Origin of the sequence: Jatrophihabitans sp. (assembly GCF_035474675.1) — a bacterium.
In the GTDB taxonomy this organism is placed as follows: domain Bacteria; phylum Actinomycetota; class Actinomycetes; order Mycobacteriales; family Jatrophihabitantaceae; genus Jatrophihabitans_A.
This window is the reverse complement of sequence record NZ_DATINC010000183.1, coordinates 1-12,768: the sequence shown is the minus strand read 5'-3', so window position 1 is coordinate 12,768 and position 12,768 is coordinate 1. Positions and strand designations below refer to the sequence as shown.

The window sequence follows — 12,768 nt, the reverse complement described above, 5'->3', positions numbered from 1 at the left end:
GTGGCGTAGCCTGCGCACTTGTGAGCAGGACTGGCAAGCCGCGGGCACCGCTCGCCGGGCTGCCGGCCGCCGACCGGTCCACGCCGGGCCCGGTGGGTGGGCCGGCTGCGGGCAGCCGGCCGTCAGGCCGGGAGGATGCCGCCGGCAGCCAGCTGTCGGCCGGGGGCAGCGCTGCCGGCAGCCGGCCGCTGACCGTGGACGGCCGCCGGGTGATGCTGGTCGGCACCGCCCTGTTCGGCCTGGCATTCCTCGTCCTGCTGCCGTTCTGGACCTGGCTGGGCGAGCACCAGCACCGGGTCTGGCTGTGGACGGCGCTGGCCGGCACGGTGCTCGGCCTGCTGGGGCTGCGGCTGGTCCGCAAGCACGCCGGTGAAGGCCGGCTTGGCTGAGCTGCTTGCGCGCCGCCTGCGGCTGCGGGCAGCACCCGCCGACCTGCTGCGAGCCCTGGCCGGCGCTGCCGAGCTGGACACCGGTGTGCTGGTCTGCCTGGCCGGCTGCTGGGCCGGCGGGTCCGCGCTGATCGGCTGGAATCCGGCGCGACAGGTGGACGACGTCCGGCTGGTCGGCGAACCGGTCGCGCCGCTCGGCGAAGCCTTCCCCGAAGCGGCCGGTCGCGCGGTCGGCGGCGGCTGGTTCGGCTGGTGGAGCTACTCCGGCCCGTCCTGGTTCGGCTACTTCTCCCGGCTGCTGCGCCGCGACCCGGACGGGCACTGGTGGCTGGAAGCGCTGGCCGGCAACCCGGCGGACGAAACCGACACCGCCGTGCTGGCCGGCCTGATCGAACAGCTGGGCAACGCACCGTCGCCGGCCGGCGAACCGCCGCGGATCAGCGAGCTGGCCGATACCGGGCAGCAGCGTCACCTGGCCGCCGTGGAGCAGGCGATCACCGCGATCCGGGGCGGCCAGCTGTACCAGGTCAACGTGTGCGCCCGGCTCGCCGCCCGGCTGGCCGGCTCGCCGGTCGAGCTGTTCGCCGCCGGCCTGCACCGGTGGGCGCCGGACTACGCCGCCTTCCTGCGCACCCCGGACCGGACCGTGGTCAGCTTCTCGCCGGAGCTGTTCCTGCACCGGGAGGGTGAGCAGGTGCGGACCGCCCCGATCAAGGGCACCCGGCGCCGGCTCGGCACCGAGCCAGCTACCGCAGCAACCGCCGAGCAGGCCGGTCGGTCGGCGGACCGGTTGGCCGCCGAAGACCTGGCGAACTCGGCCAAGGAACGCGCCGAGAACGTGATGATCGTGGACCTGATGCGCAACGACCTGTCTCGGGTCTGCCGGCCGGGCAGCGTCAGCACGCCCAGCCTGCTCAGCGTCCGCCCGGCGCCCGGCGTCTGGCACCTGGTCTCGGAGGTGATCGGCCGGCTGGCCCGAGGCGCGACCGACGCCGACCTGCTGGCGGCCTGCTTTCCGCCGGGGTCGGTCACCGGAGCGCCCAAGCTCGCCGCGCTGCGGCTGATCGAGGAGCTGGAGGACGCCCGGCGCGGGGTGTTCACCGGCGCGATCGGCTACCTCGGGCCGGACCGGGCCGAGTTCAACGTCGCCATCCGGACCTTCGAGATCCGCGGCGACCAGCTGGAGCTCGGCGTCGGCGGCGGCATCACCGCGGGCTCGGTGCCGATGCAGGAATGGCAGGAATGCCTGGTGAAGGCGGCTCCGCTGCTGGCGCTCGGCGGCGCGGCGGTGGCCGGGGATGTGCCGCTCCCGCCGCCGCCCCAGGTGCGCGCCGAGCTCGGGGTGATCGAGACCATGCTGGCGCTCGACGGCCGGATCGTGGCGCTCGGCGACCACCTGGCCCGGCTGCAGGCGTCCTGCCTGGAGCTGTACCGGCTCGAGCTGCCGGACGAGCTGGCCGGCCGGCTGGCGAAGGCGGTGGCCGATACCGCCGGCCGGCACCGGGTCCGGCTGCACTGGGGGCCGGGCCTGCGCCGGCCCGAGATCGAGGTGGCCGCCGCCGCGGAGACCCCCGGGCCGGTGGCGCTGCACCGCCAGCCGGGCCGGACCGGCAGCTGGCGGCACAAGTGGGCCGACCGGGACTGGCTGGGCGCCCAGGAACGGCCCGGCAGCCGGCCGCTGTTCACCGCACCAGGCCCGGACGGGGAGCTGGCCCTGGAGACCAGCCGCGGCAACCTGGCGATCGTCTGCTCCGACGGCGTGCTGCGTACCCCGGAGCTGGCCGAGGACGTGCTACCCGGCATCACCCGGCGGCGGCTGCTGGACGCCGCCCTCGACCACGGCCGGCCGGTCCTGCTCGGCCCGGTCCGGCTCGCCGAGCTCGGCACCGCCCGGCTGGTGCTGCACCTGTCCAGCATCGCCGGCGTCACCGCCGTCGGTTCCCTGGACGGACGCCCGCTCGCCGTCGACCGGCCGCTGCTCGCCGAGATCGCCGGCTGGCTCGGCTGACAGTTCGCCCGCCCCGGCGGACCGGTGCGGCTCGACGTCGAACAGCTCGTCGGTGAAGACCTCGCCCGACTCGTCCGGCGCCGGTTCGGCGACCGCCTCGGAGTGCGCTCCGCAGCCGTACTCGACCGAGACCACCTGCCCGTCGGCCTCGGTGATCTCGTTGCCGCACACCCCGAACCCGGCCTGCAGGGAACCGGCCAGCGGCAGGAAGAACCCACAGGTGCCACAGGGTCCCGGCGCCTGCTTGGCCATCGGGCTGTCCGGGCCGTGGCCGCCGGCGAACCAGCGGTCGGCGGCCTCCAGCCGGCCCAGCCGCGACATCACCCGGACCCGGCCGACGCCCAGCTCGAAGGCCACCTGCTCGACCTGCGGGTCGTCGGACAACAGGTAGGCCGGCACCAGCCGCGGGTCGTCCGGGGCGGTCGGCAGCAGGTCGCCGGGGCTGAGGTCGCCCGGCTGCAGCCGCTCGCTCCAGGGCACCCAGTCCGGCGCGCGCAGCGAGTTCTCGCCCGGCAGCAGCACCACCTCGGCCACCGTGGGGTCGGCCTGCGGCGCCCGCACCAGGGTGACCGCCCAGTACCAGCCGACATAGCCCGGCAGCGACGCGGCGAAGGCGTGGGTGACGGCCAGCTCACCCTCCGGTTGCACGTCGAGGTGCTCGCCCACCTCGGTGCCGGCCACCTCGACGGCGGCGGCCCGGGCCAGCTGCACAGCCGCGGCGGCGCGGGCGTCGACGCTCGGATCGGTCACCCGCACATTCTGGCACTACTTCCGCCGGTGCGACCCAGCCGGCCAGCCGGGCACGTTGTCGGGGCAGCGGCCCGCCCGGTGCGGCAGGATAGAGCCGTGACGGTGGGAGAGGACTCGGCCGGTGCCGCCGACGCCGAGCAGGCAGGCGCGGACGGCTATTCTTCGCCGACCTACTCCCAGGCCGGCGCGCCGGTCGAGGCCCCCCGGACCCGGCGGCAGCGCGGCCCGCGGGTCACGGTCCGGCCGTCCGGCACCGGCGACCTGACGGTCACCCGGGCGGTGCTGGCCCGCGGCAGCTACTTCTCCAAGCTGCTGGCCTACAAGGTGATCTCGGCCAGCGAGGCCGACGGCGCCCGCGAGTCGGGCCTGACCGCGCTCATCTGGAACCAGGTGATGTCCTACGCGGCCGACGCGATGGTGACGGTGGCGCTGGCCGGCACCGTGTTCTTCTCCGCGCCGTCGGAGGCCCAGCGCGGCAACGTGCTGCTCTACCTGCTGATGACGATGGCCCCGTTCGCGGTGGTGGCGCCGGTGATCGGCCCGGCGCTGGACCGGGTGCAGCACGGCCGGCGCTGGGTGATGGCCGGCACGGCGTTCGGCCGCGCGGTGCTGGCCGTGGTGATGGCGATGCACTTCACCGACCTGCTGCTGCTGTTCCCGGCCGCACTCGGCTCGCTGGTGCTGTCCAAGGCCTACGCGGTGATCCGGTCCTCGGCCGCGCCCCGGCTGGTGCCGGCCAACCTGACCCTGGTCGAGGCCAACGCCCGGCTGTCGATCTTCGGGCTGGTCTCGGCGGTGCTCGGCGGCGGGCTGGTCGGGGTGGCCATCAAGCTCACCGGCTCATACTCCTTCGGCCTGTGGATCACCGCCGCGGCGTTCGTCTGGACCGGGATCTCGGCGATTCGGCTGCCCAAGATCGTCGACGCGCTGCCGGCCACCCTGCAGGTGAAGGGCGACCTGCGGGCGGCCCGGGCCCGCCGGCAACAGCAGCAGCACAGGCGAGGCGGCCGGCTGCTGGAGTGGGCCCGGCGCGGCTTCGACCCGCCGGTGATCGTGGCGCTGCAGGGCGAGTCCACGCTGCGTTGGCTGGCCGGCTTCCTGACCATGTTCCTGGCCTTCTACATCGAGTCGGTGTCGCACGGCTGGCAGGCGGTGGCGAGCCTGGGTGCCCTCGGGGCGGCCAGCGGCGTCGGCAACTTCACCGGCACCGCAATCGGCACCCGGCTGCGGCTGGCCCGTCCGGACCTGATCATCCTGCTGTGCACCGGGCTCGCCGCGGCCGGCTGCGTGGTCGCCGCGGTGCTGTTCAGCCTCACCGTGGCGATCGGGGCGATGCTGGTCAGCTCGATCGCCAACGCGCTGTCGAAGCTGTCGCTGGACGCGATCATCCAGCGGGACGTGGCGGAGCTGCTGCGGTCCTCGGCGTTCGGCCGGTCCGAGACGTTCCTGCAGCTGTCCTGGGTGCTCGGCGCGGCCATCGCGTTGCTGCTGCCTACCGGCCACGGCCGGCTGGGCTTCATCGTGTCCGGCACCGTGCTGAGCCTGGTCGCGATCACCCTGACGCTGCGCGAGCGGGCGCTCCGGTCACACCGGCGACGGGCAGCCCGGGGCGCACCGGCCGCCGAAGGTAACCTCGCCGAGTGATCCGAGCACCCCGCGCGCTGGCCGCCGGGCTGACCGTGGCGGTGACCGCCGCGGTGCTGACCGGCTGTTCCAAGCCGCAGCCGACCATCACGGTGCTCAGTGACTCGAAGGCCCGGATCGTCAAGGCGCAGCCGGCCTGCACGGTGCTCGGCAGCTGCCAGCCGGTCGCCGGCCGGGTGCCGCAGGTGCCGGCCACCGGCGGCTCGCAGATCCTGCTGGACGTGCCCAAGGACCTCGCCGACAGCGGCTGGATCGTGGCCGCCTTCACCTCCGACGGAAAGACCAACACCGCCCTGACCACCCCGGGCGCGGCCTCGCAGCCGATCCAGGGACGCCACACCGTCCGGCTGCGGGTGCCGGCGGCCACCTCCGGCAGCTACTACCTGCAGGTCACCGCGTTGCGCCCGACCGACCAGCTCACCACCTGGCTGCTCGGGGTGGAGCTGCGGCAGTGACCAGCGCACCGCACCGAATCCTGGTGGTGACCGCGGTGGCCGCCGAACGGGACGCGGTGCTGGCTGGCCGGCGGGCGGCGGCCGGGACGGTGGCCGGGCTGCCGGTGCACCGCGCGCTCACCCCGGCCGGCCTGGTGGACGCGGTCAGCGGCGGGGTCGGGCCGGTCGCGGCGGCGGTCAGCACCGGCCGGCTGCTGGGGCAGGGCTACGACGTGGTGATCTCGGCCGGCATCGCGGGCGGCTTCCCGCCCGCCGAGGTCGGGACCCTGGTGGTCGCCGACGCCGTGGTGCACGCCGACCTGGGTGCCGAGACGGCCGACGGCTTCTCCTCGATGGCCGAGCTCGGCTGGGGCGAGGTGCGGCACGGCCTGGACCCGGCGCTGGTGACCGAGATCCGCCGGCGGACCGGCGCGCGGGCCGGCGCGGTGCTGACCGTGTCCACCGCGACCGGCAGCCGGCGGCGGACCGAGCAGCTGCTGGCCGCCCATCCCGACGCCCTCGCCGAGGCGATGGAGGGTTTCGGCTGCTACCTGGCAGCCGCGGCGGCCGGCGTGCCGTTCGCCGAGCTGCGCGCGATCGCCAACCCGGTCGGCCCGCGCCAGCGCGAGTCCTGGCGGATCGCCGATGCCCTCACCGCCCTAACGGTCGCCTTCTCCGACCTGCTGGCCGCGCCGCTGCCGGCCGGCGGCGGCCGGGCAGCCATGCTGCCCGCCGAGAACCCGGGAGTACACCGATGACCGCGCTGCGGCTGGCCTTCTCACCGTGCCCGAACGACACCTTCGTCTTCCACGCCTGGACGCACGGCCTGATCCCCGGCGCCCCCGCCACCGAGGTGACCTTCGCCGACGTGGACGTCACCAACACCGCCGCCGAGCAGGGCCGCTTCGACGTGGTCAAGGTGTCCTACGCGGCGCTGCCCTGGCTGCTGGAGCGCTACCGGCTGCTGCCGTGCGGCGGTGCGCTGGGCCGCGGCTGCGGCCCGCTGGTGCTCACCGCCTACGACCGGGCGAACCTGGACGGCGCCCGGGTGGCGGTGCCCGGCGAGCGCACCACCGCCTACCTGCTGATGCGGCTGTGGGCGTCCGGCCAGTCGCCGGCCTCGATCGAGGTGGTGCCGTTCGCCCAGATCATGCCCGGCGTGCGCGACGGCCGCTTCGACGCCGGGCTGGTGATCCACGAGGCCCGGTTCACCTATCCGGACTACGGGCTACGGGCGCTGGCCGACCTCGGCCAGTGGTGGGAGCAGAGCACCGGGCACCCGATCCCGCTGGGTGCCATTCTCGCCCGCCGGGACCTGGAAGCCCGCGGCGGACCGGACGCCGGCGCGCTGGCCGACGTGGTGCGCCGCTCGGTGGACTACGCCTTCGCCCATCCGGACGCTTCGGCCGCCTTTGTCGCCGAGCATGCCGCCGAGCTGGACCCCGGCGTCCAGCGCCAGCACATCGAGCTGTACGTCAACTCCTTCACCCGGGATCTCGGCGAGGAGGGCTACGCCGCAGTCGAGCTGCTGCTGGACCGGGCACACCGGGCCGGCCTGGTGCCGGCCCATCCCCCGCTGCGCTGACGGGCACCCCGCAACGCGGCGGTCCCCCGCTCGCCGGTGGCGAGACGGGGGACCGAGCATCGAGCACCGCACTGGAAGTCGGCTCAGGCGGCTCTCAGGCATCCAGGTTGTCGGCCACCGCGCGCAGCAGGGTAGCCACCTTGCGGCCCTCGGCCCGGTCGGGGTAGTGGCCGCGGCGCAGCGAGTTGCCGACCTTGTCGAGCAGCTTGATCAGGTCCTCGACGATCGGGGTCATCTCCTCCGGCGGCCGGCGGGTGGCCTTGACCACCGAGGGCATCGGTTCCAGCAGCCGTACCTGCAGAGCCTGGTTGCCCTTGCGGCCCTGCACGATGCCGAACTCCACCCGTTGCCCGGGCTTGAGCTCGGCAACTCCCGCCGGAAGGGCGTCCTTGTGCACGAAGACGTCGGCGCCTTCGTCATCGGCAAGAAACCCGAAGCCCTTTTCGGCGTCAAACCACTTCACCCTGCCGGACGGCATGACCGAACACCCCATTACCTCTGTTCGAACTGGAATAGCACTGCCAGCACCAGACTGCCAGTACCGAACTGCCTCGGAACGCAGACCGACGCCCGCAGCTCGTGCGGACGTCAAGGCAACAGGCTAGCGCGCGCCCACCGGCCGCCGCACGGAAGATACTTCAAGACATGGGCCGGACGGACGACGGCCGGACAGACACCTGCCGGACAGCCGGCGGTCAGGCCAGTCCCAACCACCGGCGGGCGGAGACGTGCACGTCGGCGGGCAGCTCGGGAGCGGTGAGCAGCTTCGGCGCCAGGCTCCGGTCCCCGCTCAGCGCCTGCAGGGTCTCCAGCAGGGTCAGCCCGTGGGCCGGCCGGTCCAGCACGGTCAGCTCGTCGCCGGCGGCCACCTCGCCCTCGGTGAGCACCCGCAGGTAGGCCCCCACCCGGCCGGCCGCCCGGAACCGCTTGACCAGCTGGTCGACCTGCCAGAAGTTGGCGAAGGTCGAACACGGCAGCCGCGGCACCGCCACCTGCAGCACCGCGCCGCCGACCTGCCAGCGCTCGCCGATCACCGCGTGGGTGACCTCCACCCCGGCCAGCGTCAGGTTCTCCCCCAGCGAGCCCGGGCCCAGCTCGAAGTGCAGCTCACCGGCCAGTTCCCGCTGCCACCACTGGGTGTCCTCGCTGGCGTAGGCGTACACCGCCTGGTCCGGCCCGCCGTGGTTGCGGGTGTCGCAGATGGTGTCGCCTGCCAGTCCCAGCCGGCCCACCCAGACCGGTCCCGGCGCCGGACGCTTGTCAATGCCGGTCCTGGCGGGCTTGCGGTTCTGCCGGTTGCCCGGCAACGGCGGCGGCGCGTCGATCACGTGCGCAAGGTTGACCGCCACCACCTCGGATCGCACCGCCGCCACGGCGTCCACCCTAGCTGCGTGGCACACTGGTTAATCGGCCTGTGCTCGATCAGTAGCCAGCGCAGGCCGATCGGACAGACCGGGCACGCGAGCGACGTGGAGGGTGACGCAGATGGCAGGCATGACGCCGCGCAACCAGCCGTACAACCAGCCCCAGCACACCTGGGACGACGCCTACCCCGAGCACCCGGTGAACGAGCTGCTCTCGGACAAGGCCGGCTCGCAGAGCCCGTTCGGCGACGACCTGACCTTCCCGGTGCCGGTCGAGGAGCTCTACTACTCCCACCCCGGCCCGGACAACCGGCCGCACCTGGCCGGCCGCTGAGCCCTGAGACCTTCGAACGCCCTGCCGGTGTGACGGCACAACCGCAGGCTCCCGCGCGCTCCGGCGCGGCCCAGACCCTGACCGAGTGGCTGCGCGGCTGGACCGATGCCCAGCTGGTGGCGCTGCTGCGCCGGCGTCCCGACCTCGCGCTGCCGGCGCCGGTGGACCTGAGCATGCTGGCCAGCCGCGCCAGCGTCCGGACCTCGATCTCGCGGGCCCTGGACGGCCTGGACGCCTTTACCCTGCGCACCCTGGAGGTGGTGGTCGGCGCCGGCCCGGACGCCAGCCTGGACGCGGTGCAGGCCTGGTTCGCCCCGGAGCTGGCCGCCGACGTGGCGGCGGCGGTGAGCCGGCTGGCCGACTGGGCGCTGGTCTGGGGCAGGCCTGACCGGCTGCACCCGGTGGGCACCGTCCGGGAGGTGCTCGGCCCGTACCCGGCCGGGCTGGGCCGGCGGGCCGCCGACCTGTACGCCACGGTCAACGACATCGCGCTGGCCTCGCTGCTGCGCCGGCTGGGCCTGCCGCCGGCCACCCAGCCGCAGTCCGGCAGCTCAGCGGCGGCGGCCATCGTGGCGGCCCTGCCGCAACTGCTGGCCGACTGCTCACCGGCCGAGCGCACCATCCTGGACCGGCTCGCCGGCGGGCCGCCGATCGGCGCGCTGCGCAACGCCCTGGCCGGCCGGCAGCTGGCCATCGAGCCGGACAACCCGGCCCGCAGCCTGGTCGAGCGGGGCCTGCTGGTGCCGATCGACAGCGCCACCGTCGAGCTGCCCCGCGAGGTCGGGCTGGCGCTGCGCCCGCAGCCGGCCGGCGACGTGCCGCCCCGGCCGCCCGCCATCGAGGTGCTCGACCGCGGCGGTGCGGTCATCGACGGCGGCGGCTGCACCCAGGTGCTGGAGGCCGTCCGGTTGATGGAGGTGCTGCTGACCGAGATGGCCACCGAGCCGCCCGGGCTGTTGCGCGCCGGCGGCCTGGGGGTGCGCGAGCTGCGCCGGCTCAGCCGGGTGCTGGAGGTTGCCGAACCGGTCACCGCCCTGCTGCTGGAGGTGGCTTACGAGGCCGGCCTGCTGTCCCACTCGACCACCGTCGACCCGGTGTACCTGCCCACCACCGAGTTCGACGCCTGGGTGCGGCGCGGCACCGCCGAGCGGTGGGTGCAGCTGGCGTCCGGCTGGCTGTCGATGACCCGGCTGCCCAGCCTGGTCGGCGCCCGCGACGACCGGGACAAGACCATCGCGGCGCTGTCGGCCGACGTCGAGCGGCACAGCGCGCCGGCGCTGCGGCTGCAACTGCTCGGGCTGCTGGCCGAGCTGGCACCGGGCCAGGCCCCGGCCGCGGACGAGCAGGTGCTGGCCCGGCTCAGCTGGCAGTCACCGCGCCGAGCCTCGGCCAGCCGGCGCAGCGCCGCGGCGATGCTGGTCGAGGCGGCCACTCTGGGCCTGACCGGCTACGGCGCGATCACCGGCTACACCCGGGCGTTGCTGGACGGGGTCGAGGGCGGCGCCGCGCAGGCCGAGACCAACGCCGTGCACGCCCTCACCGCGGCGTTGCCGGAACCGGTCTCCGAGTTCCTGCTGCAGCCGGACCTGACCGCCGTGGTGCCGGGGCCGCCGGCGCCGGACCTGCAGCGCGAGCTGAACCTGGTGGCTGACCTGGAGTCGACCGGCGGGGCCTCGGTGTACCGGATCTCGGCCGGCAGCCTGCGCCGGGCGCTGGACGCCGGGCGCACCGGCTCGGACCTGCAGCAGTTCTTCGCCGAGCAGTCCCGCACCCCGGTGCCGCAGGCGTTGCAGTACCTGATCAACGACGTGGCCACCCAGCACGGCCGGCTGCGGACCGGGACGGCCGCCAGCTACCTGCGCTGCGACGACGAGGCGCTGCTGAGCCGGGTGCTGGCCGAACCGGGGTTGGAGTCCCTCGGCCTGGTCCGGATCGCGCCCACCGTGCTGATCAGCCCGGCGGCGATCTCGACCGTGCTGGACCGGTTGCGCCGGGCTGGCTTCGCACCGGCCGCCGAGTCCGCCGACGGCGCGGTGGTCAACTTCGCCGCCGACTCACCGAGGGTGCCGGCCCGCCAGCACGCCCGCGGCTTCCGGGTGCGTTCCAGCTCGCTCGGCGAGGGGCAGCTGGCCGAGGTGGTGAGCCGGTTGCGGGCCAGCGAGCGGCTGGCCGCCGCCGTCACCAACGCCACCAGCCGGGTCAGCCAGCAGGTGCCGGGGGTGACGTCGGCCTCGATCCTGGAACTGCTGCGCACCGCGGTGCGCGAGGAGCGGCAGATCGCCATCGGCTACGTCGATGACACCGGCACCCCGTCCCAGCACGTGCTGCTGCCGATCTCGCTGGGCGGCGGGATGATCCGCGGGCACGCCCCCGACGACGGCCGGCTGCGCAGCTTCGCGCTGCAGCGCATCACCACCGTCAGCGTGCTGGACGAGGACTAGCTCCACCGGCTCATCCTTTCGTATCCGTTCTGAACGCCCAGGCGTCCGAATCGGATACGGAACGGCTCAGCTCGGTAGAATTGAAGGTCTGTCCCGGGGCCAGCCGGGATATCCGACGACCGGCGGGCGGGAACAACCGGAGCGTCCGGATCGCTGACACAATGGCTGGTTGGCACCATCGCCCGACCCCCCTTCGCACCCCGGTTCTGACAGTTCTAGCTAGGAGCACCCCCGGTTGACCGACGGACCCCTGATCGTCCAATCCGACAAGACCCTGCTGCTCGAGGTCGACCACCCGATGGCCGGCGAAGCCCGCGCGGCGATCGCGCCGTTCGCCGAGCTGGAGCGCTCCCCCGAGCACGTGCACACCTACCGGCTGACCCCGCTGGGGCTGTGGAACGCCCGGGCCGCCGGCCATGACGCCGAGCAGGTGGTCGACGCGCTGGTCCGCTACTCCCGCTACACCGTGCCGCACGCGCTGCTGGTGGACGTGGCCGACACCATGGACCGTTACGGCCGGCTGCAGCTGGCCAAGCACCCGGTGCACGGCCTGGTCCTGATCAGCCTGGACCGCGCGGTGCTGGAGGAGGTGCTGCGGCAGAAGAAGATCAGCCCGATGCTCGGCGAGCGGATCGACGCCGACACCGTGCTGGTGCACCCGTCCGAGCGCGGCCGGCTCAAGCAGGCGCTGCTCAAGGTCGGCTGGCCCGCCGAGGACCTGGCCGGCTACGTAGACGGCGAGGCGCACCCGATCGAGCTGGACACCGCCGACTGGGAGCTGCGGCCCTACCAGCAGCAGGCGGTGGACTCGTTCTGGCAGGGCGGCTCGGGCGTGGTGGTGCTGCCCTGCGGCGCCGGCAAGACCCTGGTCGGCGCGGCGGCGATGGCCCAGGCCAAGGCGACCACCCTGATCCTGGTCACCAACACCGTCTCCGGACGGCAGTGGAAGCGGGAACTGCTGGCCCGCACCAGCCTGACCGAGGACGAGATCGGTGAGTACTCCGGGGAGAAGAAGGAGATCCGGCCGGTCACCATCGCCACGTACCAGATCATGACCACCCGGCGGAAGGGCGAGTACCGGCACCTGGAGCTGTTCGACTCCCGGGACTGGGGACTGGTGGTCTACGACGAGGTGCACCTGCTGCCGGCACCGATCTTCCGGCTGACCGCCGACCTGCAGTCGCGCCGCCGGTTGGGGCTGACCGCGACCCTGGTGCGCGAGGACGGCCGGGAGGGCGACGTGTTCTCCCTGATCGGGCCCAAGCGCTACGACGCGCCGTGGAAGGACATCGAGAACCAGGGCTGGATCGCCCCGGCCGACTGCTCCGAGGTGCGGGTGACGCTGACCGACGCCGAGCGGATGGCCTACGCCACCGCCGAGCCTGAGGACAAGTACAAGCTGGCCGCCACCGCGCGTACCAAGCTGCCGGTCATCTCCGCGATCGTGAACCAGCACCCGGACGACCAGGTACTGGTGATCGGGGCCTACCTGGAGCAGCTGGAGGAGATCTCCGAGCACCTGGGCGGCGTGCCGATCGTGCAGGGCTCGACCCCGAACCGGGAACGCGAGCGGCTGTATGACTCCTTCCGGGCCGGCGAGACCCGGGTGCTGGTGGTCAGCAAGGTGGCCAACTTCTCCATCGACCTGCCCGAGGCGGCGGTGGCGATCCAGATATCGGGCACCTTCGGCTCCCGGCAGGAGGAGGCCCAGCGGCTGGGACGGGTGCTGCGGCCCAAGCACGACGGACGGCAGGCGCACTTCTACACGGTGGTCAGCCGCGACAGCCTGGACGCCGAGTACGCCGCGCACCGCCAGCGG

General features: G+C 73.9%; 11 protein-coding genes and 1 pseudogene. 9 read left to right on the top strand and 3 right to left on the bottom strand.

The features are described from left to right. Positions 1-389: DUF2530 domain-containing protein (locus VLJ82_RS20925; protein ID WP_408665308.1), on the top strand; the 389-nt coding region annotated here is incomplete at its 5' end. Beyond that, positions 370-2,397, top strand: coding sequence for a chorismate-binding protein (locus tag VLJ82_RS20920; RefSeq protein WP_408665307.1), 2,028 nt, complete (start codon positions 370-372; stop codon positions 2,395-2,397). The genes VLJ82_RS20925 and VLJ82_RS20920, both read left to right, overlap by 20 nt. Here VLJ82_RS20920 and VLJ82_RS20915 read toward each other — a convergent pair. Further along, positions 2,368-3,153 (bottom strand): annotated as a pseudogene (locus tag VLJ82_RS20915) (DUF3027 domain-containing protein); the annotation flags it as partial. The gene VLJ82_RS20920 and the pseudogene VLJ82_RS20915 overlap by 30 nt on opposite strands. Before the next feature lie 90 nt (positions 3,154-3,243). On the opposite strand from VLJ82_RS20915, the gene VLJ82_RS20910 reads away from it, so the two are divergent. From VLJ82_RS20910 to VLJ82_RS20895, 4 genes are read left to right on the top strand one after another with little or no spacing between them, the layout of a single operon-like run. Beyond that, complete coding sequence (locus tag VLJ82_RS20910) at positions 3,244-4,791, top strand: MFS transporter (RefSeq protein ID WP_408665306.1); 1,548 nt, start codon at positions 3,244-3,246, stop codon at positions 4,789-4,791. Then, the gene (locus tag VLJ82_RS20905) at positions 4,788-5,246 is read left to right on the top strand and encodes a DUF2771 family protein (RefSeq protein ID WP_408665305.1); all 459 of its coding nucleotides are present in this window, start codon (positions 4,788-4,790) and stop codon (positions 5,244-5,246) included. Before VLJ82_RS20910 ends, VLJ82_RS20905 begins: the two co-directional genes overlap by 4 nt. Continuing rightward, the gene (locus VLJ82_RS20900; RefSeq protein WP_408665304.1) at positions 5,243-5,983 is read left to right on the top strand and encodes a futalosine hydrolase; all 741 of its coding nucleotides are present in this window, start codon (positions 5,243-5,245) and stop codon (positions 5,981-5,983) included. The genes VLJ82_RS20905 and VLJ82_RS20900 overlap by 4 nt, the downstream gene beginning before the upstream one ends. After that, positions 5,980-6,810 (top strand): 1,4-dihydroxy-6-naphthoate synthase, encoded by an 831-nt coding sequence (locus VLJ82_RS20895; protein ID WP_408665303.1) that lies wholly within the window; start codon positions 5,980-5,982, stop codon positions 6,808-6,810. Before VLJ82_RS20900 ends, VLJ82_RS20895 begins: the two co-directional genes overlap by 4 nt. 94 nt (positions 6,811-6,904) lie before the next feature. Here the strand turns inward: VLJ82_RS20895 and VLJ82_RS20890 are convergent, their stop codons facing one another. Together VLJ82_RS20890 and VLJ82_RS20885 are read right to left on the bottom strand one after the other, a co-directional pair. After that, positions 6,905-7,288 (bottom strand): cold-shock protein, encoded by a 384-nt coding sequence (locus VLJ82_RS20890; RefSeq protein WP_408665302.1) that lies wholly within the window; start codon positions 7,286-7,288, stop codon positions 6,905-6,907. Positions 7,289-7,505: 217 nt separating this feature from the next. Next, positions 7,506-8,183 (bottom strand): MOSC domain-containing protein, encoded by a 678-nt coding sequence (locus VLJ82_RS20885; protein WP_408665301.1) that lies wholly within the window; start codon positions 8,181-8,183, stop codon positions 7,506-7,508. Positions 8,184-8,295: 112 nt separating this feature from the next. On the opposite strand from VLJ82_RS20885, the gene VLJ82_RS20880 reads away from it, so the two are divergent. The 3 genes from VLJ82_RS20880 to VLJ82_RS20870 form a co-directional block, all read left to right on the top strand. Next, a complete protein-coding gene (locus VLJ82_RS20880; protein WP_408665300.1) occupies positions 8,296-8,508 on the top strand; it encodes a hypothetical protein in 213 nt (70 codons plus the stop codon). Positions 8,509-8,537: 29 nt separating this feature from the next. Continuing rightward, entirely contained in the window at positions 8,538-10,949 is a 2,412-nt protein-coding gene (locus VLJ82_RS20875; protein WP_408665299.1) for a helicase-associated domain-containing protein, read from the top strand. Between the two features lie 235 nt (positions 10,950-11,184). Beyond that, a partial coding sequence (locus tag VLJ82_RS20870; RefSeq protein ID WP_408665298.1) for a DNA repair helicase XPB occupies positions 11,185-12,768 on the top strand: 1,584 nt, incomplete at its 3' end.

Excerpts from the sequence above, each read along its gene's own strand:
- VLJ82_RS20895 (WP_408665303.1), top strand. The coding sequence starts at position 5,980 with ATGACCGCGCTGCGGCTGGCCTTCTCACCGTGCCCGAACGACACCTTC.
- VLJ82_RS20890 (WP_408665302.1), bottom strand. The coding sequence starts at position 7,288 with ATGCCGTCCGGCAGGGTGAAGTGGTTTGACGCCGAAAAGGGCTTCGGG.
- VLJ82_RS20880 (WP_408665300.1), top strand. The coding sequence starts at position 8,296 with ATGGCAGGCATGACGCCGCGCAACCAGCCGTACAACCAGCCCCAGCAC.